At 58.4% G+C, this 25,842-nt stretch carries 19 protein-coding genes and 2 tRNA genes; 7 read left to right on the plus strand and 14 right to left on the minus strand.

What is annotated here, in order from left to right; all coding sequences use genetic code 11:
- Positions 1–78: 78 nt before the first annotated feature.
- Complete coding sequence (locus tag CHH27_RS00480) at positions 79–1,962, plus strand: sensor domain-containing diguanylate cyclase (protein WP_094069827.1); 1,884 nt, start codon at positions 79–81, stop codon at positions 1,960–1,962.
- A gap of 77 nt (positions 1,963–2,039) precedes the next feature.
- Here the strand turns inward: CHH27_RS00480 and CHH27_RS00485 are convergent, their stop codons facing one another.
- From CHH27_RS00485 to CHH27_RS00500, 4 genes are all read right to left on the minus strand, one after another.
- Complete coding sequence (locus tag CHH27_RS00485; RefSeq protein WP_094074430.1) at positions 2,040–3,302, minus strand: TRAP transporter large permease subunit; 1,263 nt, start codon at positions 3,300–3,302, stop codon at positions 2,040–2,042.
- A gap of 53 nt (positions 3,303–3,355) precedes the next feature.
- Positions 3,356–3,907 (minus strand): TRAP transporter small permease subunit, encoded by a 552-nt coding sequence (locus tag CHH27_RS00490; protein WP_208988408.1) that lies wholly within the window; start codon positions 3,905–3,907, stop codon positions 3,356–3,358.
- A gap of 72 nt (positions 3,908–3,979) precedes the next feature.
- Entirely contained in the window at positions 3,980–5,002 is a 1,023-nt protein-coding gene (locus CHH27_RS00495; RefSeq protein WP_198338322.1) for a TRAP transporter substrate-binding protein, read from the minus strand.
- Between the two features lie 30 nt (positions 5,003–5,032).
- A complete protein-coding gene (locus CHH27_RS00500; protein ID WP_094069828.1) occupies positions 5,033–5,590 on the minus strand; it encodes a gluconokinase in 558 nt (185 codons plus the stop codon).
- Between the two features lie 114 nt (positions 5,591–5,704).
- Between CHH27_RS00500 and CHH27_RS00505 the strand changes: the two genes are divergently transcribed.
- Positions 5,705–6,748, plus strand: a complete 1,044-nt coding sequence (locus CHH27_RS00505; protein ID WP_094074433.1) for a LacI family DNA-binding transcriptional regulator — start codon at positions 5,705–5,707, stop codon at positions 6,746–6,748.
- 7 nt (positions 6,749–6,755) lie between these two features.
- On the opposite strand, the gene CHH27_RS00510 is transcribed toward CHH27_RS00505, so the two are convergent.
- The 5 genes from CHH27_RS00510 to CHH27_RS00530 all read right to left on the minus strand — a co-directional run bounded on the left by CHH27_RS00510 (position 6,756) and on the right by CHH27_RS00530 (position 13,026).
- Positions 6,756–8,099, minus strand: coding sequence for a cytochrome P450 (locus CHH27_RS00510; RefSeq protein WP_094069829.1), 1,344 nt, complete (start codon positions 8,097–8,099; stop codon positions 6,756–6,758).
- Between the two features lie 27 nt (positions 8,100–8,126).
- Positions 8,127–9,830 (minus strand): peroxidase, encoded by a 1,704-nt coding sequence (locus tag CHH27_RS00515; protein ID WP_094069830.1) that lies wholly within the window; start codon positions 9,828–9,830, stop codon positions 8,127–8,129.
- Between the two features lie 11 nt (positions 9,831–9,841).
- Entirely contained in the window at positions 9,842–10,864 is a 1,023-nt protein-coding gene (locus CHH27_RS00520) for a hypothetical protein (RefSeq protein ID WP_094069831.1), read from the minus strand.
- Positions 10,857–11,519 carry a hypothetical protein gene (locus CHH27_RS00525; protein ID WP_208988409.1) on the minus strand — a complete coding sequence of 221 codons (663 nt, stop codon included), beginning with the start codon at positions 11,517–11,519 and terminating at the stop codon, positions 10,857–10,859. The genes CHH27_RS00520 and CHH27_RS00525 overlap by 8 nt, the downstream gene beginning before the upstream one ends.
- A 433-nt stretch (positions 11,520–11,952) precedes the next feature.
- Complete coding sequence (locus CHH27_RS00530; protein ID WP_157738629.1) at positions 11,953–13,026, minus strand: GGDEF domain-containing protein; 1,074 nt, start codon at positions 13,024–13,026, stop codon at positions 11,953–11,955.
- A gap of 644 nt (positions 13,027–13,670) precedes the next feature.
- On the opposite strand from CHH27_RS00530, the gene CHH27_RS00535 reads away from it, so the two are divergent.
- Complete coding sequence (locus tag CHH27_RS00535; protein WP_157738630.1) at positions 13,671–14,513, plus strand: glutathione binding-like protein; 843 nt, start codon at positions 13,671–13,673, stop codon at positions 14,511–14,513.
- A gap of 344 nt (positions 14,514–14,857) precedes the next feature.
- Positions 14,858–16,114, plus strand: a complete 1,257-nt coding sequence (locus CHH27_RS00540) for a diguanylate cyclase (RefSeq protein ID WP_094069835.1) — start codon at positions 14,858–14,860, stop codon at positions 16,112–16,114.
- A 35-nt stretch (positions 16,115–16,149) separates the two neighbouring features.
- Here CHH27_RS00540 and CHH27_RS00545 read toward each other — a convergent pair whose 3' ends face one another.
- Positions 16,150–16,956: an ABC transporter substrate-binding protein gene (locus tag CHH27_RS00545; RefSeq protein WP_157738631.1), complete on the minus strand. Its 807-nt coding sequence runs from the start codon at positions 16,954–16,956 to the stop codon at positions 16,150–16,152.
- Between the two features lie 259 nt (positions 16,957–17,215).
- Positions 17,216–17,292, minus strand: a tRNA-Pro gene (locus CHH27_RS00550).
- 374 nt (positions 17,293–17,666) lie between these two features.
- Between CHH27_RS00550 and CHH27_RS00555 the strand changes: the two genes are divergently transcribed.
- Positions 17,667–17,741, plus strand: a tRNA-Gln gene (locus tag CHH27_RS00555).
- 635 nt (positions 17,742–18,376) lie between these two features.
- On the opposite strand, the gene CHH27_RS00560 is transcribed toward CHH27_RS00555, so the two are convergent.
- Positions 18,377–18,943: a TetR/AcrR family transcriptional regulator gene (locus CHH27_RS00560; protein WP_094069837.1), complete on the minus strand. Its 567-nt coding sequence runs from the start codon at positions 18,941–18,943 to the stop codon at positions 18,377–18,379.
- Positions 18,944–19,003: 60 nt separating this feature from the next.
- Here CHH27_RS00560 and CHH27_RS00565 point away from each other — a divergent pair, with 60 nt between their 5' ends.
- On the plus strand, positions 19,004–19,546 hold the full coding sequence (locus CHH27_RS00565; protein WP_094069838.1) for a dihydrofolate reductase family protein: 543 nt from the start codon (positions 19,004–19,006) through the stop codon (positions 19,544–19,546).
- 56 nt (positions 19,547–19,602) lie between these two features.
- On the opposite strand, the gene CHH27_RS00570 is transcribed toward CHH27_RS00565, so the two are convergent.
- Together CHH27_RS00570 and CHH27_RS00575 are read right to left on the minus strand one after the other, a co-directional pair.
- A complete protein-coding gene (locus CHH27_RS00570) occupies positions 19,603–21,009 on the minus strand; it encodes a phosphatidylserine decarboxylase family protein (protein WP_094069839.1) in 1,407 nt (468 codons plus the stop codon).
- Positions 21,010–21,332: 323 nt separating this feature from the next.
- Entirely contained in the window at positions 21,333–23,495 is a 2,163-nt protein-coding gene (locus tag CHH27_RS00575; RefSeq protein ID WP_094069840.1) for a methyl-accepting chemotaxis protein, read from the minus strand.
- Between the two features lie 398 nt (positions 23,496–23,893).
- Between CHH27_RS00575 and CHH27_RS00580 the strand changes: the two genes are divergently transcribed.
- Complete coding sequence (locus tag CHH27_RS00580; protein WP_094069841.1) at positions 23,894–25,816, plus strand: acyl CoA:acetate/3-ketoacid CoA transferase; 1,923 nt, start codon at positions 23,894–23,896, stop codon at positions 25,814–25,816.
- Positions 25,817–25,842: the final 26 nt, after the last annotated feature.

The raw sequence follows: 25,842 nt of genomic DNA on the forward strand, positions 1-25,842 counted from the left end.
ACAATGTAGTTTTCTGGAGTTTTGGCTATTTCGTAAGAAATAGCCTCTAAGCTTCCCTCGAAGAAATCTGGGGGAGCTATGTTCAGGTCAACAAGTACGTTGCCGTTGCTGCTTGCGTCTGTTCTGGGCGGTGTTGTTGCCGCCGGCTTTCTGATCGTGTCGGCAGAACGGGAAGTCAGCGCTTTCCGGGCCGATGAATACGAGGCCATGGAGCGCTCCACCCAGGATGCGGCCGAATATATTCGAGACTTTGTCGAGCGGCGAAAGGTTCTCGTTCAGGCCTTTGCCAAGAACCATGCCGAAATGCTCAACACCTTGGTCAAGAACCCGGACGAGGAAGACTATGACGCACGTATTCGCGCGCTGATCAGTGACTATTTTCCAGGCCATTTCACCTATGTTGCGAGGCGGTCTGACGGAGAGTTTGTTCCAGATGACCTGGGCGAGTTTGTCGGCCAGGCCTGCCGCACCGACATGCACGAGTTCGCGCTGGTATCAGCTGTCCAGAAACTGCACGAACATGAAGGAACGGCCGTTGCAGCCGACTACCATCCTTTCATTCATCCGCAAGCCGGCAACTATCATTTCGATCTGAGTGCACGTTGGACCGCAGAAGATGAAACCAGTGGTCTGTTGATGATCAGCTTCCGGCCGCAGGAACTGGTGCGCATCCTCCAGGGTCACGAATTGCCGCATCATCGCCTCGTCCTGTTGCGAAGCGACCGGCCCGACCTGATTGAAGCCACAGCGCAAGGGTGGCGGGAAAACTTCGGACGTGAAGGAACGCTGGACGAGGTGGAAGCCGGGTCCATACCCGCGCGGGTGGATATCGCCGGAACAAGGTGGCAGGTCGCCTATCTGCCGTCTCTGGCCTATCTCGGCGAGACCAGCGGACGGATCGTACGCAACACGGCCCTGAGTGTCGTGCTCATCCTGGCGTTTCTCGGTATCCTGGTGTTCTGGTACGTGATTTCTGAGCAGGCTCGGAAAAAAGCCGCCGAAGAAAAAGCAGGCCTGTTGAGACAGTCCGAACGGGATCGGCTTTCGCTCCAGACGCTGATTGATGTCATTCCCGTGCCCATCTACCGCCGCAACAGCGAGGGGCGTACCGACCTGATCAATCAGGCATACACTGAACTTCTCGGCCGAAACGCCAGCGACATTCTGGGGCGAACGACGGCAGAGATATATGGCGAGGATGTCGCCAAATGGATCGATGAGACGGATCGGGATCTGTTGTCCAGCGCACAAAACCGACATGTCTACGAACGCCAGATCGATCCGGAAAATGGACAGCCGAAACGTGATGTCATCATTTACAAGGCAAGAATGGCGCTGGATGGCGAAGAGCACCCATCAATTGTCGGAGCCGCTGTCGACGTCACGGAAGAAAAGGCACTGCGCCGCAAGCTCGAACAATTGGCGACGACGGACCCGCTGACTGGCCTGGCCAACCGCCGTCGGTTCATGGATGTTCTGGGAGACGAAGCCGCGCGCGCGAAACGTTACGATCAAGTCCTGTCCCTGCTGACGCTGGATATCGATCATTTCAAATCTGTCAACGATACCCATGGCCACGACATGGGCGATGAAGCGATCAAGGCGGTCAGCCGTATCATTGAGGCTGAAGTGCGCGACGGGATCGACCTGGCAGCACGCGTGGGCGGTGAGGAGTTTTCTGTTCTGCTGCCGTCGACCGACAGCTTGGGAGCCGTGGCTGTTGCAGAACGTATCCGGACGCGCATTGCTGCAACGGAGATACAGCACCGTGGTGAGACCATCTCCGTCACCGCGAGCCTCGGTCAGGCGAGCTGGAGCCCCGAAGACGTGACCATTTCCCTGGATGATTTCATCATTCGATCGGACAAGGCCCTTTATGCGGCCAAACACGGCGGCCGCAACCAGACGGTCTCGTTTGATGATCTTGAAACTCCCGACACCAGGAAGGCCGGGCAGGCATAGGCCTGAACCGTGTTTTTGAGAACGGATCCCTTCCCCGGCAGTGCCGGGGAAGGGACTGTCAAGGTCCGGCCAGTCGGTTACCGTCCCGTGATGCCCGGGAAGAACAGCAGGATTCCGACCGCCAGGATCTGCAAGGCAATGAACGGCAGCAGCGAGCGGAAGATGGTTGCCAGGGTTATGCCAGGCGGTGCCACGCTCTTTAGGTAAAACGCGGCCGGTCCGAAGGGTGGCGACAGGAAGGATACCTGCATGTTCATGCAGAAAAGAACCCCGAACCAGACCGGGTCGTAGCCCAGATCCTTGATGATCGGCACGAAGATCGGCATCGTCAGAAGCGCGATCCCGACCCAGTCCAGGAACATGCCGAGCACGAACAGGATCAGCATCATGAACAGCAGGATGATGGTCGGGTTCTCCGAGATGCCGGAGATCAGGGCGGAGACGAACTTGATCCCGCCCATCAGGTTGAAGACGCCCACCAGTGCGCTGGCGCCGATGCCGATCCAGACGATCATGCCGACGGTCTGAAGTGTTTGCAGGGCGGCGCCCTTCAGCAGGCCGAGAGAGAACTCGCCCCGGATGACCGTTGACAGCAACACGCCGGCAACGCCGACTGCGGAGGCTTCGGTCACGCTGGCAACGCCGCCATAGATCGAGCCGAGCACGCCGGCAACCACCAGCAGCGGCAGGAACAGCCCCTTGAGCAGGCGCAGCTTTTCCGCTGTCGGCACCGGATCGCCTTCCGGCACCGGCGCGACATTCGGATTGAGATAGGCCCGGATCAGAACATAGGTGATGTAGAAACCGGCCAGCATCAGGCCGGGGACGAAAGCCGCGGTGAAGAGGTCTCCGACCGAGACATTGGCAGTCAGGCCGTAAATGATCAGCACGATGGAGGGCGGCACCATGGTGCCGAGCGCACCGCCGGCGCAGACCACGCCGATGGCAAGGTGTTTGTCATAACCGAGACGCAGCATCTGGGGGAGGGCGACCAGCCCGAGCAGCACGACCTCACCGCCGATAATGCCGCTCATCGCAGCCAGGATCACGGCAACGACGATGGTCTGGATGGCAACGCCGCCGCGCAGGCGTCCGCCCACCAGTTTCATGGCGTCGAAAAGGTCTCTGGCAATGCCGGACCGGTCGAGGATCGCCGCCATCAGCACGAACATCGGCACGGAGACGAAGACGAAGGACCCGACAAAGGAATAGACCCGGCTGGTGATCAGGGGCACGACCATCGGTCCGAACCAGCCGAGTGCAAAGATGAGGGCGACCAGAAGGGTCACGAAGGCCAGCGGAATGCCGGAGACCAGGAGCACCAGCAGCATCGCGAACATGAGCAGGGTGCCGACCTCAATGCCGAGGCCTTGGAGAGAGCCGAAGAAATCGATCACTTGCGCCCCCTGGCGTAATTGACTGCGAGGATCAGGAACTGGACGGCCATGACCGTCATCACAACCAACAGGAAGACCTTGATCAGGCCCGGATAGACCGGATCCCAGGCGCTGCCGGACCGTTCCAGACGGAAGCTGCCATCCGGGCGAAACGCCGCCTTTTGCACCATCAGCCAGGACGCATAGGCAAAAAAGCCGCTGGCGACCATGCAGATCAGCGAGATGACCACGTCAAAGACGCGCCGGAGGCGGGGCGGAAGGCTGTCATAGATCAGGACGACACGAATGTGCCGGTCGCGGGCCGTGCAATAAAGGCCGCCATAAAGAAAAGCCATGCCACAGAGAAAGATGGTGGTTTCATGGGCCCAGATCGTCGGCGCATTGAAGACATAGCGCAGCACGACTTCGTTCAGCAGCACGACCATGGAGATCACGATGCCACCGGCGAACAGCAAGCCGCCCCTGTTGATCCACCGGCCAAGCAGACCGGCTTCGTCAATCGCGCCGGGATCCACCTTTTCCTCTGGTCCGTCTGTAATTTCCGCCACGGTGTCCTCCCGTTCATTCCTTATGAAACGGGCGCCCGCAGGCGCCCGTCGAACCGCTGCTATCAGGGCAGCTTACTGCATCAGGCCGTTCTCTTTCAGATAGCCGGTCAGGACGTCATAGACCTTCTGGGCATTGTCGGAGCGTTCAGCGACCTTGGCCCATTCGCCGGTGGCGATGGTGCGGAATTTGGCACGTTCCTCGGCCGACCAGTCGGTCACCGTGACCTCGCCGCTGGCCTTGGCTTCTGCCACGGCCTTCAGGTCCCGGTCGGCCAGTGCGGCCACCTGGGCCTTGGCAAACGCGGCAACGCTTTCTTCAAGCGCTGTCTGCAGATCCGCCGGCAGGGCATCCCACTTGGCCTTGTTCATGGAGATTTCCACGAGCGGCATGGAGTGGAAGCCCGGATAGACCGGGTTCGGCGCGACCTTGTGCATGCCCTGGGCATGGTTGGTCGAGAACACGGTATAGTCGGCTGCATCGATCACGCCCTTGTCGAGAGCGGTGAAAACCTCGGAGCCCGGCAGGTTCACCGGTGCAGCACCGGCCGCGGCAAAGACCTGCTGCACGAGGCCTTCGGGTGCCCGCATCTTCAGGCCCTTCAGGTCGTCGACGCCATTGAGCGGCTTCTTGGAGACAAAAGCTTCCAGACCGGGCGTGGTTGCTCCGATGAAATGAAGGCCATAGGGCTCGACCAGTTCGTTCATCAGTTCCTTGCCGCCGCCGTCAGCCATGAAGGCGAACATCTCATCCGGGGAGGACCAGGCGCCGACCGGGTTGGCGATCAGGCCGAAGGCCGGGTCCTTGCCGGCAAAATAGGACGTGTCGGTGATGTGGCCATCAAGAATGCCGGCCGAGATCGCATCCTGGGTCTCGTTGTGGGCAACGATGGATTCCACCGGCAGAAGCTCGATCTCGATGCGGCCGCCGGTCTTTTCCTTGACGGCTTCCGTCCAGCCCTGCTGCAGTTCGAAATTCGGGTTGCCCGCCGGGTCGGACGACTGGAAGCGGAACGAAAAATCCGCCGCCATGGCAGAGGTGGCAAGGGCACTGGCCGCAACGGCAGCAAGGGCGGTTCTCTTCAGATGTTTCAGCATGTTTTCCTCCCGTTCAAGGCACCGCGTTCATCACGATGCGATGGTTTCAATCGGCGGCGGAGCGTGCCGCAGTTTTTCCAGGGCACTGTCGACGAGCTGATCGACAGGCCTTGAAATTTCCAGGGTGAAGCCCGTTTCGCCGGCTTCGAGCGGTTCCAGGGTCGCCAACTGGCTGTCGAGCAGCGCTTCGCCGACAAAATGACCCTGGCGATTGGTGAGGCGTTCCGCGATCAGGGCGCGCGGCCCGGCCAGGTGAACAAACCGGCAGGCGGGCAGGGACGCCCTGAGACGATCCCGGTAGGTGCGCTTCAGGCTCGAACAGGCGACCACGGCGCCGCCGGTGCAATAGAGCTGCAGCTGGGCGGCCATGGCGACCGCGTCCAGCCAGGGCATGCGGTCCGCATCGGTAAGGGCTTCGCCACCTGCCATCTTGCGCTTGTTTTCGGGGCTGTGGAAGTCGTCTGCCTCCACCATGCCGACACCAAGCTGCGCGGACAGCTGTTCAGCCAAACGGCTTTTGCCGGCGCCGCACACGCCCATGACGACGATGGCGATCTTGGATCCGGCGTTTGGCAGTTCAGCCTGCATAAGTGTCCCCGTTGGATGTTTCTGTTGTCGCTATTCAAAATGATAGCGCTAACATTTGTCAAACATTTTTTTCTGGCCTATCATTCGAAGCAATCGAATACGCCAATTAAACGCATGAAATGGTTTGGTAATTTGAGAGCAACAATTGCCGATGTCGCCAGAGAAGCTGGTGTTAGCGCTATGACCGTTTCACGCGCTTTGCGCGACCCGGACAAGGTTTCGGCAAAAACGCGGGTCAAGATCCAGGCGGTGGTTGACCGCCTCGGCTACGTCCCCGACCCGGCGGCGAGCGCGCTGGCGGCCGGCAAGACCAACGTGATTGGCGTGATCGTGCCATCCGTCACCAACAACGTCTTTTCCGACGTCATGCGCGGTGTTTATGAAGTGGCAGAGGGCTCCAAATGGCAGATCCAGCTCGGGAACTCCCGCTATTCGCCGCTGGAAGAGGAAAATCTCGTCCGTACCTTCCTCAGTCAGAAGCCGGCCGGGCTGATCCTGTCGGGTCTCGACCAGTCCGACGAAACCTCGAAACTTCTGATGAGTGCGGACTGCCGCATCGTCCAGATCATGGAATGCGGGCCTGACCCCTTCGACATGATGATCGGCTTTTCCCATGTCGAAGCGTCGGCCGCTGCCACGCGTCACCTGCTGGAAGAGGGCTATCGACGGCCGGGTTACATTGCCGCCCGGCTCGACCCGCGCAGTCAGCGCCGCTTGGCAGGTTTCAAGGCCGAAGCGGAGAAGGCCGGTGTCTTTTCCGCCGGTCGGATTGTCACGACACCGCGTCCCTCGACTGTAACGCTCGGCTGCGAGTTGGTGGCGGATCTCTTGTCAAAAGCGCCTGAGACCGATGCCATCCTGTGCAACAACGATGACCTTGCGCTTGGCGCCCTGTTCGAATGCCAGCGCCGGGGGTTGCGCGTTCCGGAAGACTTCGGCATCTGCGGCTTCAACGACCTGGAGATGATGGCGGCAGCCAACCCGTCCATCACCAGCGTTCGGACCTACCGTCTGGATATGGGACGCGAGGCGTTTGAAATGCTGACCCGCGCGCTGGGTGGCAACGAGCCCGGGCAGGCCTTGATCGATCTGGGTTATGAAGTTGTCGGCCGCCAGAGCACCGCAAGGCACGGCACGGTTAAGCCCGTTCCTGCCTGAACGTCGTTCAGACGTCGAATTCCAGATGGAAATGCTGCGGAAAATTCGAGGTCCCGGTGTCGATCTGCCCTTCGGTTCCGGGCGCGCGGCGCAGGTTCTTCTGCTTGAGCAGCGGTTTCAGGATGGTGGGAATGACGGCCTTGTTGATCGTCGCCCCGAAGCACTCATGCATGCCGTAGCCCCAGATGATGTAATCCTCCCAGGGCCGGTCGGTCTTGAAACTGTTGGGGGACTTGATGTCGAGACGGTCGAAACAGGCGGAAAAGTTGGCGGCAAAGACAATCTGCCCTTTCCGGACCTTCATGCCCCTGAAGGTGGAGGGAGCCACCGTCGTGTCGCGCGTTGCCCGGCGGTAGATCACCGGGTTGAACGGGTTGAACCTCAGGGCCTCCCAGACATGCTGGGCGAACAAGTCGTCCTTGTCGGCACGTGCCGCCTGCTGGGCGGATGCCAGCGCATCCGGTCGATTGAGAAGTTCATCAAGTGCAAGACAGCTGGCCTTCGAGATTGTCGGAATGGCCCCGATCAGAAGACCAAGCAGGTTGTTTCTGATCCCGAGATCACTCATGCCCGGTGTATCTGCCGATTGCAGTTCAAGGCACCGGTTCAGGATGTCGGGTGTCGTTGTCGGATTGGCCTTGCGCTCGGCGATGGCGCCGTCGAGATAGTCGCGTAGCTGCGAGGCCTGGCCCATCGCGATAGCATCCAGTTGCGGATCGGCGCCAAGATCCTGGAACAGGTACCAGAAGAGATTGGTAGTCCATTCCTGCATTTGCCTGCGTTCGCCGCCGACACCGAAATAGGTGGCCGTCATATCCCAGGGCACTTCGAGCGTGAGGGTCGGCACGATGTCGATCTTGCCGCCGCTGTTCTCGACGATGGTTTGCGCCAGTTCCGCTGCGCGCGGCTGCACGATTTCAGCAACATCGGTCATGCGGGCCGCAAGACGCATTGCGGACGTGTCGCGCGTATAGTCCCAGCCGGGCTGCATGCCGAGAAAGAAGTTCTCTCCGGCCGTCAGCTTGCGCATCCGCGGGCCGTAGACAACCTCGAAATCCGCATTGCGGTTGAGCACATCCAGCACGTCCGATCGCCGGGTGACGACGGCCGTGCCCGTGTTTTCATAGGCCTTCATCACCTGGCGTTTGAGCGAAATATTGGGCACGAAGGCGCGCAGTACGGCAAAGACCCGGCGTTGCGTCAGCGGCTGCAGAAAGAACGCGGCCACCTTGCCTTCAAAGAGGGCCTTCAGGCCCAGGCCGATCAACAGGACGAGGGCCCAGAGGCTTTCCCCCCAGATGACAAGTCTTTGAAAAATTGCCACAAAGATATTGGTGACCGCACTGAGCATTCTTGTCTCTCCCTTCGTCCCGGACGCTTATGTCGGGTCGACGATCCCCATGGCCATCATGCGCAGGGCAGTCATGGACGGTACAAAGAAATAGTCGCCGCCACGGCACTCCACGAAAGTGTCCAGCTTGCTCATGACATAGGGCGGTTTCCCGCTTTCCGGATTTTCAGGAATTGTGTGCCGCTTGTGCCTGTCGTGCCGGCCAAGCAGAGGGCAGGTGTTGTTGCCCTGGTGGAAGTCCAGGCCATACTGGATCCATTGCTGCTGCACGAATTCGAACTGGCGAAACAGGCTGGCGCACATGATCAGCATGATCACGCCCTGTTCGGTGCTGTCGTCCTTGGCTTCGTTGTTCGAAGGGCCGTAAGGCAGCCCGCGGCGGAGAATGCGCCGGCGTTTGTTGAGCGCACTGGTGGCGTCGGGGTTCTCGTGCGGTTTTCCGGTTTCCGGATCCTTGCCCGTCTTGTTGAGCGGATCCAGGTAGTCCCTTGTATTGACCCGGCGGATATGGGCACCGGAGGGACATTTGTAACCTGGCATGTCATCCGCGTAGCGGAAGTCCCGGGCCTCGCCCGAGCGCACATAGACGTCATGGTTCTTGTAGGCTTCAAGGTCCGGTGTGTCCGGGTCGAACTTGTGTTGCTTCTGGAAGGCGCGCCAGTCCTGATAGGTCGGAACCTTCGCCAGCGGCACCCCATCGCTCCAGCGGCCGCACATCTTGGCGCGCAAGGTTTCTTCTGCCTCCACGTCGCCGACATTGGCAACGTTGGCATAGCGTTTCGCTTCTTCCTTCAGAACCCGGTCGAAGGTGCCGACATTCTCGTGAAGCTTCCGGAAAGCGACAAAGGTGCCGTTGCGCATGAATTCGTAAGGCGGGGCCGTCGGCGGCAGTTCCTGGCTTTCGTCCGGATGGCCGAGGACAAATTCTCCCGTGGCAAGCGGCTGCCAGCCTTCGCCCATCAGCTTGCCGCGTCCGACAACGGCCTTTGCCTCGTCTTCCGCGCTGAGCTGGCCTTCGAACACGGGATCTCCGATGCCGTCGGTAAAGCCGAAATGTTCCTTGCGGGTGGGCAGATTGACGCCGCCAACGTTCTCAAAGACCGCGGATGCGGATTGATAGTCCTCATCGCCTTTGGCGCCGATGCCGCCAAGGTGACGCACACCTGCCTTCCTGGCTGCCTCCAGTAGCCACTCGGCGCGTTCTGCAAGAGCCGGGTGTGGCTTGTCCGTGGTGTCCGGCGCAAGCTGGGCATTGAGCGTGACCAGCATGTGCACGTCTCCTTCGGCAGGTGCCGACGACGTCCGGTTGTTCTGCCAGATCGGGTCCCAATGGGCATCCCACTTGTTCTTCTCTGCAGCCCTTTCGGTTTCACCGGGGTCGCGGTCGCCGAGTATGAAGGCACGTGCCTTCATGCCTTCGATGAACTCATCCGGAAAAGCCTGGAGGGTTCTCACGGGGAGCCCCAGTGCCAACAGGCCGGTGAAGGACAGGGCAATGTTGGTTGTGCAGTCCGGCTTCGGCTGCACCATGGACGGGTCTTCCGGTTTCTGATCCTTTTTTGGCCAGCGGGCCGCCGTTGTCACGACGGTGCGTACCTTGTCGACAAAGGCGCGACCGGAAGCCGGGTCCGGAAAATGGAAGAAGTAATAGCGGGCAAATGGAAACGAATAGCGGCCATAGGCGCGCGTGACATTTCCCTGAATGTCGTTGAGGTCGAGTTTCCGGGTCATCTCACAGCCTCTCAAGGGGTCACGTTTTTCGGTGATTCTGACGAGATCACCCCGGGCGTCTGGGTCATTGATTTCCGGTCATAGGGCTTGTGTTCCTCGATGAACTTGCCGAACGCGTCATAAAGGTCCTGATCGGATGCCCCCTGATTGTCGACGTAAAGATCGGACATCTTCTGCTGCACGTAGAGGGCCTTCAGCACGGAGGGCAGGTCGTCATACTTGCCGGGTGGAAGCGGTTTTTCACCGTTCCAGAGGGCAAACCGGATTGCCCCGTATGCAAGCAGCAGGCCCAGAGCGATGGCGATGATCCAGGTTGCCAGTGTCGACCAGCCGAGAAGCGGCACGTCCGAGACGCCGATGAGCCACAGGACCAGCGCGAGCAGCCCTACGACAAGAGGTGCAAGCACGCCGTAGAGCAGCGTCTTGAAGGGCAGGTTGTGAAACTTGGGAAGTTCCAGATAGTAGTCGTGAAAAGGCATCGTCGTTTCCACGTGGCACCGGTCCAGATAATCGGCGAACTGATCGGCCGTCTTGACGGTCTCGAAGCCGTAGCAGTTGGAGTAGATCTCCGTGAGTTCCTCCTCCATCGTGTCCCATAATTTGCGCGCATAGGACTTGCGCACGTCCTGCTGTGCTTCCGCGGTCAGATTGGTTGGCAGCGGGTCTCCATCCTGCGTGATCGCGTCAATATCTGCGCAGAAGACGAGGTAGGGTGCGTTCAGCCGGTCGACCGGTTGCGGCTTGGTCTGGTCGTTGCCTTCGATCCGCGCCAGGATCGGGTTTTGCGTATTGCGTCCGTTATAGACCACGTCTTCCAGCACGAACATGCGCGCCAGATGGTTGCGTTGATTGCGGGCAAAAGGGCTGTTGTACTTGGTGTCGTTGGTGGCCGGCGACTGGTGGGCTGTCGGCAGTTTGGCAAGCGCAATGCGTGCCAGCTGGACATGGGAAGTTTGCAGGTCGTCGACAGGAGCCCCTGGTTTGATCGGGGCGAGTGTTGTCAGGAACAGATGGCCGGTATCCAGATCAGGCATTTTTCTGTTCCTTTCTGAGCGACCGGAGACCCTGAAAACGTTCCTGGGAACGCTCGACATAGTCTTTCCGGTTTTCGTCGGCGGCTTCAGTCGCAAGGCTTGCCACGGGGCCGAAGCCCGGGTCACCGAGTCCGATCTGCATGTTGTAGGCGGCCTTGCGGAAGGCGGCGGCGAACTCTTCGGGAGAAGAGTGCTTGTGAAGGTCTACAAGCTTCAACACCTGGTCGTAGATTGCCAGGCTCGTCTTGATGTCCCGCTGGGCGCTGCCCGGCGTGGCATTGTAGTAGTAGTCGGTGTCGATCTGGTTGAACGTGATGTAGTTCTTGAACGGCGTGATCGGAATGGACTTGGGGTATTTGATCGCCGAGTACCAGAAGAGGTCGAGACCACTTGGAATGCCATCGGAAAAGGCATCGATATACTGGTCCCAGGTGCCGTTGAAGTTGGAGCAGAAGAGCACGTAGTCGTTCTGCAGCTCCTCCTTGCCTTGTCCAAGGTTCGGCCAGTCCGCCGGCTTCAGAATGACCCAGCGTGCAAAGTGGATCAGCGACAGGCCCAGCAGTCCCAGAAGGTTTTCGGGCAATCCCCGCGAGGCCATGAAGAGAAGCCGGTTGATCCAGGTATTGCGCGGGTGGCTGGGTGTCACAACGTTCATTGCATAAGCTTTGCCAGCGATATTTGACAAGAAGCACCTATGAGTAGCAAAAAAAGCAACATAAACCAGATATATTAGTGCATACGCCAAGCCGTCGTAGCGTGCAATATCGAACTGGAATAATTTGCCTTCGTTTTCTGTGTTTTAGGTCTAGATTTATAATTCTTGTTTGAAATTTCTGAATTATTGCAAATTTTACTGTTTTTTATGCCGGCAATTTTTAATTGAGTTGCCGGTTGTATTGAGTTCTGCGTCAAGAAATGCCGCCTTTTTGAGCAGGTTTTCTTGGCAGTCAATGTATCGTCGCAGGTCTGCTGGAGTTGGCGCTGAACCTGACAGCCCCTTTTTGGGCGGGGTCACGGTGTCCGCCAATGCGCTTCGCAGCCATCGTCCCGCATTCAAGCCGGCCCGGTTTGGTCGCGAAGCTGGAGGATCACTGGGTAATCAGGTGAGGTTTCGCCAGGTCAGGCTGGACGCCTTCGGTATGGTGCCTTTCGATGCGGTTCCGTCCCATTCGCTTGGCCTGATAAAGCGCTTCGTCGGCCTTGCTGATCGCGTCGTCCAGCTTTGAAACCTGAGCTCTTACCGCAAAGACACCGGCGCTGAGTGTGATGGCCTGGGCGTTCTCTATCGTCCGGCCCGCCTGTTCTTCAAAGGCAGTGCGGAGGCGATCCAGCAGGCGTGTTGCGGCCGCGCTCTCCATATCCGGCAGAAACACGGAAAACTCTTCTCCGCCGGTGCGGCCGAAAACGCCTTTGTCGCCTATGACCTCGCCCATTAGCTCGGCCAGGTAGGCAATCACCTTGTCGCCCGCGGCATGGCCGAACGTATCGTTGACGTTCTTGAAGTGATCAATGTCGATCACGGCAACACTGACACTGCGGCTGCCATCCTCGCGGCACAGACTTTCCAGCATCTGGTCCGCGTCATCAAAAAAGGCGCGGCGGTTTCGAATGCCGGTCAGGGCGTCTATCCGGGCAAGTTTCTTGTACTTTGCGCTGTGGTTTTCAAGAACCAGTGCCAGCATCAACGGGGCCAGGGACAGGATCACCATCAAGAGCAGGAAGTAATTGGCCTTGAAGACAATACTGTTATAGGCCGCGGCAACCCAGGCTCCGGACTGGATGAACGACCCTGAAAAGAGCACCAGATACGACAGCGAGCCCAACGCGAACACGGCGGAAAGCAGTCGCGCGCTCACGAGCCTGTTTTCGTTGTGATACGCGTAAAGGTAGGCCGCCCAGGCACAAAGCAGGGCATTCAGCGATGTGTTGACGCGCGATCTGGCGACAAAGCTGTCGCGCAGGTCCGGAAAAAGATAGATGACAAGCGCGAGCACCACCGGAACGAAAACGAGGATAAACCTTGGCTGCAGGCGGTAAAACACTTGCGCCGACAGAACGAACAGTCCGCTCGAAATCAGATACAGGAACGAAGAGATCCTGATGTAGAAATCTCCGTGCCTGTTCATGATGGTCGCGGTCGCGATCAATGTCAGCGTCAACATGTTGATGATGATGCTCGAGCGGACATTTTTCGGGAGATTTTTGACGGAAAACAGCGAAATGAACAAAATCAGAGCGCCAATATATTCTATTATTGCAAGAATATACCCCATGGTGTCAGAGTTTATTTTTGACAGCACACCGCTACTCCGCATCCAAATTAGACGACAGCAAATTATAACATAGTTCAGAATGTCAGTTTGAAGTTCTGACCTTCAAATATGCTTCCACATGGAAGCCGATTATTTTCGATATCGGGCCAAGTTCCCTTTCGGCAGCTCAGCATTGCACCGCGCAGCGTTCCTGCTGCTGGAACAATTTCAAAGACTTGAATCAATCACGCGACTCAGTCCTCAAGTTGAAGATCTTGATAACCGATATTGAAAAAAATGACTACATCATTTCTTAACAAGATTGAGTCAATATATTTGACAATCAGTGGTTAAGTATTGGTGGGGCCTTCGTAAAACCGTTTCCTTTTTGCGATGTTGTCGTCGAACAGGCATGTGTGCGGGCGCCGTTTTATTCAGCCTGCTTTGTATTTCGAGAATTCGTCGCGCAATAATCGAAGCGATTTCGAGTGTTTTCAGGAAGCCTGGCCGCTGATCGAGAGAAGTCTTGCGAATCTTGTGTGGGAAGATCAGAGATGAAACAAAATCGGCTAATTACGCTGTTGCCATCCACAGACGTGGATCTCGGTCGGTGGCTGTTGCAGCATTCGGGCGTTTCCTATCGGGAAGAGCCGAATGCACCTGTGTTCCACGAGCTGGTTTTCTGGATGTGGAGAGCTCCGGCTTCGCGCTACATTCTCTTCGTCCCGGAAAAGGGGAAAGCGCGATACTCCGGCGTTGACGACATCCTCACTTATTTGCAAACCGTACCGGGTTTCGACCAGGGGCTCATCCCGGATCCCGACAGGGAGCCGGATGAGCATTTTGAGGTCATGGATCTGCAGCACTATGCCAGAAGCACGATCGGCGATGAGTTGGACCGCTGGTGCTACTATCATCTCCTGCAGAACCGCAAGGCCATCTGGCCGTCGATCACGACCGGCGTGCCGCTTTATCAAAAGGCGGGTGTCTTTGTCGGCATGCCGGTGATCCGGCGTCTGATGAACTACGCCTTGAAACTGAACGCAAAAAACGCGCAGGAGGCCTTGCAGCACACCTATGCCGGGATGGAGCGCATCGACAACATGCTCTCCGATGGAAGGGAATTTCTGGTTGGTGGGCGCCTGACACTGGCCGACTTTGCGGTGGCCGCCTCCTTTGCGCCGATCGTTCTGGCCCAAGGCTATCAGGGCATGCTGCCCAATCAGGCGATTTGCCCGCCGGAGATGGTGCCTGTAATCCAGAAAATGAGGGAAAGCCCGACCGGGCGGTTCATCCAGCGCATCTATGATCAATACCGGCCGGTGCAATCGATTGCCAGCCATGAGCGCGGCGTTACGGAGCCACTGAATTCGGTGGAGGAAAGGCGCGCTGCATAGGTGTCGGAGGTGGCGTGTTCATGAGGGGCATGGAGGGGGAGCGGTCATGCCGCACGCTCCTCTGCGACGGGAAGTTTGCGTGACAGCGCTACCGGCGGTAAGGAAGGGGCGATAGACAATTGTCTTGAAGGCCAATCTGGCCGGGTGTGGTAGCATGGTGGAGAATAGAGGCGGCGGCTCTTGCGTGTTCCGGCAAGCATCAAGGCCTGCAACCATTTAATAACACCTGCGAACTACACCTGTGTCTGATGTGGAAGTACATGTGCTCACTTTCGTGTTTGAGGTTCGAGCCCGTGATATCTGGTCGGGATCGCGCGTCGTGAGGAATCGGGCAGGGGCATAGAATGACCTTTGACTTCGATGTGAATACGGCACGGGTCGCACTCATCGTCATCGAGCTGATTTGTGGCATCACACTTCTGTCGGCTCTGTGGCTGACGCGGGAGTGTGAGCGGCACATTTCCCTGAGCGTAATATCTTCCAGTGCGAGCCTGCTGCTCCTCAGTGCTTCCAATTTCGCCGAGATCACCAGCTATCTCTATGATCCGTGGCTGGCGATGATTTTGCGTGAGTCGCTGGTTTACGCCTCGGTCGGCTTTGCAATCCTGGCGGCGCGCCTGTTCTTTGACCTGAAGCCTTATCTTGCCGTTGTTTTCGCACCCCTGTTCATCTGGCTTGGCCTCGGTGTTTACACCGAGATCGGGGCGACTGCCGCCGGGCGTCTGCAAGTGTTCGCTCTGCTGGGCGGCGGGTTGGCGTTCTGGAACGCCTATTTGTACTTCCACTACAATGCGCGCCATCTGGTCGCCGCCTACGGTCTGTCTTTCTGGGCGGCTCTGTCAGGCGTCAATGTGGTTTACGCAGGTGCGTCTTCATTTCTTTCGGGTGGTGGCGAATTGGCCATGGACGGACCGCTCGTCAAGGCGCATCTCATCTTCATGCTGATCTATGTCTCGATGAAATATGCGCTCATTTATGCCCTTGTCATCGAGTTTCAGCAAAAACGGCATCGCAGCGCCGCACAGCGAGATGCATTAACGGGCCTGCGCAACCGGAGGGCGCTGTTTGACGATGCCGAAACGGCTATTGCAGGCAATCGTCCTGGAGACGCGGCCCAGTCCTACAGCCTGGCGATGGTGGATATCGACCATTTCAAGCAGGTCAACGACACCTACGGTCACTCCTGCGGCGACAAGGTTCTCGTCCTTCTGGGAAGGTTGTTGGAGCAGGGACTGGATCCGGGTCACATTGCCGGGCGCAGCGGGGGCGAAGAGTTCGTCCTGGTGTTTCCGGGCGGGTCCAGGGAAAAGGCCTTCCGGTTGGTCGACAGACTGCGCAAGAAATTCGAACAGGCAACGCCTTCCATCGAAGACCTGCAGACGCCGGTGACCTTGAGCGCCGGTATTTCGCATTGTCCGACGGGAGAGACAGAATTGAGTGCAGCCCTGTTTAAGGCAGATGAAGCTCTCTACGAAGCCAAGAAGGCCGGCCGGAACCGGGTTTTCCTGTCAGATGAAAAGAAGCGCGGCCAAAACGACACCGCCTATCGATCCTTGTCGGCCGCCAGTTCGCGCTGGAATGAGCAGGCCGTCGCCCGCTGAAGCGACGGTTGTCTGACCTGCGGCCCTGAGCCGTCCTATCTCACTTTTGTGGCGGGCGGGGCGTCCTGCAGCATGTCTGGCGCGGCGCTGACCGAGAATGAGAAGAAGTCGCGGATGACCGCATCAATGTCACCACGCGCTTTCAGTCGTTGCGTCGCCTCTTTCAATGCCAGTACGTAACCGTCTTCGGGCAACGTCTTGCTGCAGATCAGCACAAAGGGGTATTGCGTGGTGACGAGGGGCTTTCCGAAGATTTCGTGAGCGATATTCGCTTTCATGAAGGCGCTGTAGCGAACGCTTTCAATGGCCCCCATGATGGCGTCAATTCGGCCGACCTCAAGCATTCTTGCGCTTTTTTCGTAGTCGGGGGTCTGCACCTTGTCGAGGGTTTCATCGCTGTCGAATGGATCGCCGATGCTCATGCCGGCAGGAACACCGATCTTCAGGCCCTTCAGGTCTTCATAGCTCTCCAGGTCAATACCTTTGCGAGGGATGATGCCGACCCTGAGCTCATAGCCGATATCGGCAACATGCATGAAGTTTTCCTGCGCGAAAGGAGAGTGGGCAGCGATTGAGCAGTCGGCCGTGCCGCTGGTCAGTTCGACGACCATGCGCTTGATAGGAGCAGTTGTTGCCTTGTGGGAGAAGCCGGCTTCTTCAAGGATCAGATTGGCGATCGTATAGTGATAACCGTCGATATTGCCGTTTTTGTCCAGGTAACTGTAGGGCTCCTGCTGCATGGTGATGAAAATGGGCCGTTCGTCCTCGGCCTGGACAGCATCTGCAGTCAGGCCGAGGAGCATAACTCCACATAACCAGGATGTGCTGAAGCGCTTCTTCATGCGTTTTTTGGGTCTCCAGTCGGAAACCCTGACTCTACGCATGCAAAAGGAGGTCAGCCAGCTGTCATTATTGTCCAGCAGGGCAGATACCAACGAGCGGTCTGCCTGTCTGCACCAGACCTGGAATGCCGTGTTCGCTTGTCTGAAGGAATTGATACAGTTCTATCGCCCGCACCGAACCTTGGCCCGGATACATCGAGAACCGGCATGGATTTCGGCGGCCTGAAAACGCTGCAAATCAGTTTCAAAAAGAAAGAAATGGTCGGAGTGAGAGGATTCGAACCTCCGACCCCCTCGTCCCGAACGAGGTGCGCTACCAGGCTGCGCTACACTCCGACTTGTTTCTTGGATCTGTCAGGACAGGTCCATCGGGAACAGCGTGGCAGGGCCGCGCTGCGTGGAGGGTCATTTAGCAAAGCTGACCTGTTCCCGCAAGGGGTTTGGTGAGGGGGCGGGCATTTTTTTGAAACTGTGAACAAGTTCAGTCGGATAGCGACAAAATTCGCGAAAAATCCTGGGTGGGGCATGCGGGACGGCCCGCATCTGGCGTCTCAAACGTCCGTGTCTCGACTTGGCGACTTGAGCGCCCCTGCGAGAAAATCAGGTCCTGTTCACCCTTCTGGGGAAAACCTGTCCGAAGGGCCAGAACTTTGCCCTTACAGCCTCTTGCGCTCCGCAGCCGGTCTCGTTATACAGCGTCTCCACGGCCTTGGGGTGTAGCCAAGCGGTAAGGCAGCGGTTTTTGGTACCGCCATGCGAAGGTTCGAATCCTTCCACCCCAGCCAGTCTTCTCCGACCAGATCTGATGAAAAGTGCTCCTTCCAGGACCCGGACGGTTTTGGGGAAAGCAGTGGCTTGTCCAATATTCGGCTTGATCTTGTTAAGTCTCTGCCCTGAAAGGCGATATTTTATTCTCTGGAAAACTGTTAACAGCTTGTTAACAGGCGAAGTTCTGCAGGTGTTGAAAAGCCAAAAGTGAAGTAGACGTAGGGTCACTCCACCGGCATTATCTTAATAACTACTGAGCCAGATCGGTTCCGACTTGGTAATCGGTTCTCCGAACTGGGATCTCAGTAGCCCATGCCGAAGCTGTTCTTTCGGTCTTTCTTTCGGGAAGGTCTGACCGGTCGGTTCTCGGGCCACCACATGGGACGCGCTTTCTGGCGGTTGCGCACCGCGGATAGCGCCCCGGCAATCCGGTTACGGCGGGTTATCCGTGGGACCGGCGTGACATCAAAGCCTGCCAGGCCTTGGCGTCATGGGCTGATGCTCCCGGAGGGAGGTGAAGCCGTCGGAGATCAGGGTCGCTTTGAGGGCCTGTCTGAAAGGACGTGCGTTCAAAACAAGTATTCTGCTCCAAACAGGGGGGTGCTGGTGCAAACCGGCACCCTTTTGTCATGCGCCGTTGTCTTTGGCCTCATCACCGCATCAAACCAGCCGACCGGCACCAGTCTTCCAGGGCGCGCCGGGCTGCGTCCCTTGCAGAGCCGGAACGGTCGAACCCCCACCAGAGTATTGTGCCTTGCCAGAGACAGGCCATCTGCCGGCCGAGCCTGTCTTGCTGCGAAGGGTCTTGCGTCAGCCTGCGCCCCAGAACCGTTGCCAGCTTCGTCCCCCACGCGGCGCCCCTGCTGCGCAGGGCAGGGTTGCGCATGTCTTCCCGCAACAGCAGCAGGCCATCGATGGTGCTGTCCTCGTCCGTGTCGGCCGGCATCAGGTCAAGCAGCAGCGATATGGCGCCGTCCGGTGTCAGGTCGTGGTCCTGGTCCGCAAGCCGTGTGGCTTCATCGAGACCGTCCCAGGCATAAAGAAGCGTCCCTTCAACCATGGCATCCCGGCTGCCGAAACGCTGCACCAGCGTTGCCGCCGACAGGCCGACACCCTTGGCAGCCCGTTGAAACGTCAGGTTTTCGGGACCGCAGTCGGACAGGGTTTGCAACAACCGGTCAAGCACGGTTTCGTCGGGGAGGGATCTGGGTCTTGCCATGTTTTATTTATAAACATATATTTGTTTATAAATAAAGCGTATTGCGTAAGAGGGCTCTGGATGGCGAAAATCCGCGGTTACATAGCAGCAAGCCTGGATGGCTTCATTGCCGGCGAGGCGGATGACATGACCTGGCTGCAAAAATACGATGACATGGACCTTGGTGAGCATGCGTTCCCGGCTTTCCTGCAGAGCATTCAAACGGTTGTCATGGGACGTGCAACCTATGACTTTGTTGCCAATTGCGGGTTCCCCTGGCCCTATGGCGACAAGCGCGCCTATGTGGTCACCTCAAGGCCGATCGAGAAACCTGCCGGGCCGCTGGAGATCTGCCAGGACGTCGACACGCTCATCGGCCAGCTGCGAGCGCTGGAGGACGGAGATGTCTGGGTGGTTGGCGGCGGCCGGCTGCAGATGGCTTTCCTGGAACACGGCGCGCTTGACGAAATCGAGATCTATCTGATGCCGGAGCTGATCGGTGGCGGGGTGCCGTTGTTTCCCGCAATCGGCCTGAAAGCGTCTCCCAGACTTGCCAGCGTCCAGGCCATGGATCGTGGCTGTGTGCGTCTGCACTATGTTTTTGCGTCCGGAGAGACGGCCTGAAACATATTTGGCAGCGGCTTTCCGGCCGCTGCCCTGTCGCGGTAAAAGAGCAGCCGTTATTTGTCCGCGGGTGGTGCCGGCGGGGTCTCCGGCGTGGCGCTGCAGGTGGTTACGCCGCCAAAACAGCCATATTTCTGGCCCTGCAGCGATGAGGCATAGTTGACGCCGGCACCCGGAGCCGGTTCCTTGAGCGTGTCGACGGTCAGGACAAAGTCGGCCTCTTCCTGGAAGATCACCACGAAGTCCGAGCCACCAAAGGCGAAATTGGCAAATTCCCAGCCCTTGTCAGCCTGGGCGCCTTCCGTGACCCAGTTGCGTTTGACGATCGACGACACCTGCGCCATGCCCATGGGTGAGATGACGACCATGCCGTGATCTTCAGTCTCGATGCCGATCACCATCCGGGTCTGGCCGAATTGCCAGTCGGCGGTGTCCTGCGGGTCATAATGGCTGACTTCGCCCGGTTGCCGGGCTTCGGCCCAACCGGATTTCATCCGGACACCCGCCTGCAGATGCTTGAGATATACGATTTTGCCGGCGACCGGCACATGAAGCCGGTGGTAGTTGTTCACATTCAGGAACTGGTGGGTCCAGGTTCCGCCTGCAAAAAGCGTCGGGTCTATGGAGCCAAAGCTCTCAATGACCTTCTCGCCGTCCTTGCCTTCAATGAATTCAAAGACGTTGCTGTAGAGCTGACCCTTGATCATCTCACCGGCCTGGGAGATGCCGTCATAGGTTGTGACCAGCTTGCCGTCCCGGCTGATTGGCCACCAGCCGGCGGAGGTGCTGTCGCCGATGGAGACCACCGTTGCAGGGTCGTCATATCCCTCAACCGGGCGGGAGCCGGTCGGGAAGGTTGTGGCGCAGAGTTCGCGCACGAAGAAATCCTGGAAGGTCGCGTAGCCACCTTCCGGCGGGCAATACCAGTCGCCGAAATTCGGATCGCTGGTAAAGTCCGGGACATGTATGGCAGATGGAGGGGTTTCCAGATATTTGCCCCATTCAACGGCAATGTCGCGCATCCAGGCGGAAAAGGCATCGTTCTCGAACTGGATCTGGCCGCGCGGATCGGTGGTCAATTGCCGATCCACCAGGAAATAGCTGTAGGACAGAATATCGAGGATGTTCCAGTTGCAGTAATTGCTGCCGTCCATACTGACCCGAATGCCATCGTCTACGACCCCGGTCTTGATGTTCTGCGGCGGATAGGTCACCAGCGCATCGACGAAATCGTAATAGTCTTCAAGGCTTGCCACCGGATTGGTGGTCGGATCGGAATTGATGATCTGCCCGAGTGCAATGGACCGGGTCAGCTGTTCCTGCAAGGCAGGATCGCTCTCGACAAGCGCGATCAGCGCTTCGGTGGCCGGCTGGCGGCCCGGATCCGGGCAGTCGGCGGCCAGGGCGCCGGAGGCTGCGATCAGACTGACGAGGGAAAATGCGGAAGCTGCGCGAAGATGCATTGGAAAACACTCCTCTTGTTCTAAGGAGCCGGGGACACGTTTCCGGTCACTGCCGGGCGTTGCACATGCGGCGAAGCCGATTATAGAAGTGAATTTTGAATATATACAATCTTAAGTAGTTTTAGACCTTGTGGAACGCCCCATGTAACGACTGGTGGAGGAACGCCTGGTCGCTACATTGGGCGCTCAGCTGAAATTCACTTGCTAGCACGTAAAAGCTTTGCGTGGAGTGTCGAAACGTCCACCTTGCGGCCCCTGCCGTCGTGGCCTCTGCGCAGGCAAGGTCGCTTGTACCTGCGAAGAGGCCAGAACTGAAAAAGGGGTCAGGCAGCCGCCACTTCCGAAAGAAATCTCTGGATCCTGTCGGAGAGCTGCCGGGTGTGATCACTGACGGCATCGGCGGCCTCGTGAACATTGCGGGCGGCTTCGCGGGTGTCGCCAATGGATTCGGTGACCGCCTCGATATTGACGACGATCTGTTCGGTCCCTGTTGCGGCCTCGGCCACGTTCTGGCTGATCTGTTCCGTTGAGACGCGCTGTTCGTTGATCGATGCGGAGATGGCCTGGGTGTGGCCGTCAACCTCGTCCATCGTGCCGGAAATCTGGGAAATCGCGTTCACGGAAGCTGATGTCGAGGATTGCAGGTCGTTGATCTGGGAAGAGATCTGCTCGGTTGCCTTGGCAGTCTGTTCGGCGAGCTGCTTGACTTCCGAGGCAACGACGGCAAAGCCCCGGCCTGCGTCGCCGGCACGCGCGGCTTCGATCGTGGCGTTGAGCGCAAGCAGGTTTGTCTGTTCGGCAATATCCTGAATGAGCGAGATGACCGCACCGATGCCCTTGGCCGATTCCGACAGGCTGGCCACTTGCTCATTCGTTGAGTGGGCGGTCCGGGCCGCTGTTCCGACCGTGTCCTTGGTATCCGTTACCCGCTGTCCGATATTGTTGATGGACGTGGTCAGGGCTTCGGCCGAATGCGCAACGGTCTGGACGTTCTGGGATGCTTCCTGGGTCGAGCGGGCTGCCGCAGACGCCCGGTCCAGGGCATTGTTTGCAAGGTTGGACAGAAGGTCGGAGGCGTCGGTCATGGTGGAGGCATTTCGTGCGAATTCCTCCAGGGACGCTTCGATGGAAGTCTCAAATTCGGTGACAAGCGTGTCGATCCGGGTCTGCCTGACCTGCCGTTCGCGTTCCGTTGCCGCGTTCTGTTCCGTCAGGTTGGCCCGTTCGACAAGGTTGTCCCGAAAGACGGCAACGGCACGGGTCATATCGCCGACTTCATCGCGTCTGTCCTTGCCCGACAGGCTGATCTCTGTATTGCCGGCGACCAGTTTTTCCATGTCCGCCACCAGTCGCTTGATGGGTCGGGTAATGCCGTTGCCGGTCAGCCAGGCGATGAAGGCAACGACAACAAGCAATACGCCGCCGATGGCGGCCATCCGCCAGGCCAGCGTCCTGACAGGAGCCCTGGCCTCGGCAAGCGACTGCATGGCAACCACTGCGTAAGGGAGGCCGGAGAAGGTGAAGCCGGCGATCTCGACCCGCATCGTCTCCTCGCCGAAGACCGGGGTGGTCGCCGAAGCCTGCCCGGTCTCAAAGGCACTGGAAAGCTCGGGCAGGGAGAAGGAGGTCTTCAAGATATCCTGCGAGGTCTCGGTGGCCTTGGAGTTGCTTCTCAAAAGACCGTCTTGCCCGACCAGCACGACTTCCCCGGTGTCTCCCAGACCGGTTGCCGATTGCATCATCTTGTCGATGCGATCCGGCGGGATGCGCAAGGCCAGAACGCCTTGCGGCTTGCCGTTCTCTTTCAGGATAACCCTGGATATGAAAGCCGATGGGGCATCTCCTGCAAAGGCATACGGTGCAAAATCGGCAAAATGGTTGGTCAGGTCTTCGACGTTTGCGAGGGCTGCCCCATAGACTTCGGCCAGTCTGGAGGTCGCAAACAGGCTGTCGTCCTTCCTGAAATTGGCGGCAAAGTCCTCCTGTTTCTGCACGGAGTAGACCAGGTTGCCCTTGGTGTCGAACAGGTAGAAGTCGGCAAACCCGCTCTGGTTCTGGATTTCGCGGAAGATCGGATGATACCGGGAATGGACTTCGTCATAGAACGTCCCGGATTCGGCAACGTTCAGAAGATGTTTTTTCCCTTCCGGGTGCGGATTGTTCTTCAGGTAGGCGTCCGAGATCTGCTTGGACGGATCACCGCGGAAGAGCTTCCATTTTTTCCAGCCATCCGTGAACTCCCGCAGGGCCTCGGTGGTCGAAGGATTGCGCGCCAGAAGGTCGATATCCGTGTTGATCTGGTTGAAAAAATCTTCCGCAGTTGTTCTTGCCCCTTCGGCTGCGGCTGTCAGCCTTTCATTCGTAATCTCTTCGATGCTGCTCGAGGCGGTCACATATCCACCTATGCCAAGCACAAGGCCGACGATTGCGGTGGCGCCCAGCATGATGGCCGGGACCTTTTTCGAAAATCTGATGTTGTCCAGCATGTGCGCTTTCACCCCCCATTGAAAAGCGACGCCGTGAAGCTTCTGAATTTGCTCAAATAAAGTCGGGCTAAATGTTATTTAAAAGATTTACTTAGTTATTAAGGCCACTGTAATTATTTATAAGGGTAAAAATTACTTGGTTAAACTTAAGGTCAATTAGCTGGCAAAGTAAAATAGATGTCCTGGCCAATGCGCGCGGGATGTTCATGTTGGGAGGATCGGCCGCGTCCAACTACTCAACCGGGCTTGAAGCCTGCTTTTCGTGCTTTCCTTTGCAGCTCACCGCCGTTTGTTGCGCGCTTGCGATCAAATGAGTGAGTCCACACCCTAGACGATAGCGCTACTGGACGCCCGCCGTTCTTCCGGTCCACACTGCTGGCAAAAATCGGGAGGAACCTATGCGTCGGAAAGTTGTCTCCGCGGCGGACGCGGCTGCGCTGGTCAAGGACGGGGATACCATCACAACATCCGGCTTCGTCGGCATTGGGGTGCCGGACGAGTTGCTGGCCGCGATCGAGGCGCGGTTTCTGGCGCGTGGAACGCCGCGTGACCTGTCTCTTGTGTTTGCGGCCGGGCAGGGGGACGGCAAGGACCGGGGTCTCAATCGGCTTGGACATGACGGTCTTCTGAAACAGGTGGTTGGCGGCCATTGGGGCCTGATCCCGAAAGTGGCGGCACTCGCCGTTGAGGGCAAGATCAAGGGCTGGAACCTGCCTCAGGGTTGTATCAGTCAATTATACCGGGATGCGGCAGCCGGTAAGCCTGGCATGCTTTCGAAGGTCGGCCTGGAAACGTTTGTGGATCCACGAAACGGCGGAGGTGCGATCAACGACATCTCCACGGAACCCCAGGTCGAGCTGATGGAGTTCGGTGGCGAAGAGGTGCTCTATTATCCTGCTCCGAAAATGACCGTGGCGCTTCTGCGCGGCACGACGGCGGATGAAGCCGGCAATGTCACCATGGAGCGCGAGGCACTGGTGATCGACAATCTGGCCCAGGCCATGGCCGTGAAGAATGCCGGTGGCGTGGTGATCGTGCAGGTGGAGCGGCTGGCGCGCAGCCGCAGTCTGCAGCCGCGCGAGGTCCAGATCCCCGGTATTCTGGTGGATGCCGTGGTCGTGGCGAGCCCGCAGAACCACATGCAGACCTACAAGACAGCCTTCTCCCACGCCTTCACCAACCGGATCCGCCCGCCGGATGGCGAGATCCCGGCGATGGAACTCGGTCCGCGCAAGATCATCGCAAGGCGCTGCGCCTTCGAACTCCCGGTCAATGGTGTGATCAATCTCGGCATCGGCATGCCGGAAGGGGTTGCTGCCGTCGCCGCGGAAGAGGGGCTCCTGAACCACGTCACACTGACCGCGGAACCCGGAGTGGTCGGCGGTCAGCCCGCCTCGGGCCTCGATTTCGGCGCGGCCGTGGATGTGGACGCGGTGATCCCGCAGAATTCCCAGTTCGATTTTTACGATGGCGGCGGGCTCGACATGGCCTGTCTCGGCCTTGCCCAGGCCGATGCGGACGGCAACGTCAATGTTTCACGTTTCGGCCCTCGTCTCGCCGGGGCAGGCGGGTTCATCAATATCAGCCAGAACGCCAAGTCCCTGGTCTTCGCCGGCACCTTCACCGCCAAGGGGCTGCACGTGCAGCTGGACGAAGGCCGCATGAACATCCGGCAGGAAGGCAGCTCTCGAAAGTTCCTGGATCATGTCGAGCAGGTGACCTTCTCCGGGCGCCGGGCCGCGCGTCTGGGGCAGCCTGTGCTTTATGTGACCGAGCGCTGTGTGTTTCAGCTGAGCGCGGAGGGCCTGGTCCTGAAGGAAGTCGCGCCGGGGGTCGACATCGAGCGTGACATCCTCGGTCAGATGTCCTTCCGGCCGATCATCGGCGAGATCGAGCCGATGGATGCGCGTCTGTTTGCCGACGGACCGATGGACCTGCGCCGGGAGCTGTTGCATCTCGACCTTCCGGAACGGATCGCGCTCGACAGCGCGGAAAACCGTCTCTTCATCAATTTCGAAAAGATGCGCATTCGCACCACGGAGGAAGTCGAGCAGGTTCGCGATCAGGTGGAGCGGGTCTGCGGCCCCTTCGGCGAACGGGTCGATGTCATCGTCAACTATGACGGGTTCCACCTGGACGATGACGTGAGCAATGATTACGCAGAAATGGTCGCCGATCTGGAAAACCGGTTCTATGGAACCGTTACGCGCTACTCAGGCTCCGCCTTCCTTCGGCTGAAACTCGGCGAAACGCTTCAGGGCGCATCGCATATCTACGAGACCCGGGACGCGGCACAGTCGTTTCTGGACGGCCGGGGGTGATCTGAGGCACGCTGCGTGACGCTGAT

The sequence above is a fragment of the Labrenzia sp. VG12 genome (assembly GCF_002237595.1).
Taxonomy (GTDB): domain Bacteria; phylum Pseudomonadota; class Alphaproteobacteria; order Rhizobiales; family Stappiaceae; genus Roseibium.

Coding starts and splice junctions, on each gene's coding strand:
- CHH27_RS00515 (WP_094069830.1), bottom strand. CDS start 9,830: ATGACCCGGAAACTCGACCTCAACGACATTCAGGGAAATGTCACGCGC.
- CHH27_RS00510 (WP_094069829.1), bottom strand. CDS start 8,099: ATGCTCAGTGCGGTCACCAATATCTTTGTGGCAATTTTTCAAAGACTT.
- CHH27_RS00495 (WP_198338322.1), bottom strand. CDS start 5,002: ATGCTGAAACATCTGAAGAGAACCGCCCTTGCTGCCGTTGCGGCCAGT.
- CHH27_RS00535 (WP_157738630.1), top strand. CDS start 13,671: ATGAAACAAAATCGGCTAATTACGCTGTTGCCATCCACAGACGTGGAT.
- CHH27_RS00530 (WP_157738629.1), bottom strand. CDS start 13,026: ATGTTGACGCTGACATTGATCGCGACCGCGACCATCATGAACAGGCAC.
- CHH27_RS00540 (WP_094069835.1), top strand. CDS start 14,858: ATGACCTTTGACTTCGATGTGAATACGGCACGGGTCGCACTCATCGTC.
- CHH27_RS00500 (WP_094069828.1), bottom strand. CDS start 5,590: ATGCAGGCTGAACTGCCAAACGCCGGATCCAAGATCGCCATCGTCGTC.
- CHH27_RS00570 (WP_094069839.1), bottom strand. CDS start 21,009: ATGCATCTTCGCGCAGCTTCCGCATTTTCCCTCGTCAGTCTGATCGCA.
- CHH27_RS00560 (WP_094069837.1), bottom strand. CDS start 18,943: ATGGCAAGACCCAGATCCCTCCCCGACGAAACCGTGCTTGACCGGTTG.
- CHH27_RS00575 (WP_094069840.1), bottom strand. CDS start 23,495: ATGCTGGACAACATCAGATTTTCGAAAAAGGTCCCGGCCATCATGCTG.
- CHH27_RS00480 (WP_094069827.1), top strand. CDS start 79: ATGTTCAGGTCAACAAGTACGTTGCCGTTGCTGCTTGCGTCTGTTCTG.
- CHH27_RS00565 (WP_094069838.1), top strand. CDS start 19,004: ATGGCGAAAATCCGCGGTTACATAGCAGCAAGCCTGGATGGCTTCATT.
- CHH27_RS00505 (WP_094074433.1), top strand. CDS start 5,705: ATGAAATGGTTTGGTAATTTGAGAGCAACAATTGCCGATGTCGCCAGA.
- CHH27_RS00485 (WP_094074430.1), bottom strand. CDS start 3,302: ATGTTCGCGATGCTGCTGGTGCTCCTGGTCTCCGGCATTCCGCTGGCC.
- CHH27_RS00525 (WP_208988409.1), bottom strand. CDS start 11,519: ATGAACGTTGTGACACCCAGCCACCCGCGCAATACCTGGATCAACCGG.
- CHH27_RS00545 (WP_157738631.1), bottom strand. CDS start 16,956: ATGAAGAAGCGCTTCAGCACATCCTGGTTATGTGGAGTTATGCTCCTC.
- CHH27_RS00520 (WP_094069831.1), bottom strand. CDS start 10,864: ATGCCTGATCTGGATACCGGCCATCTGTTCCTGACAACACTCGCCCCG.
- CHH27_RS00580 (WP_094069841.1), top strand. CDS start 23,894: ATGCGTCGGAAAGTTGTCTCCGCGGCGGACGCGGCTGCGCTGGTCAAG.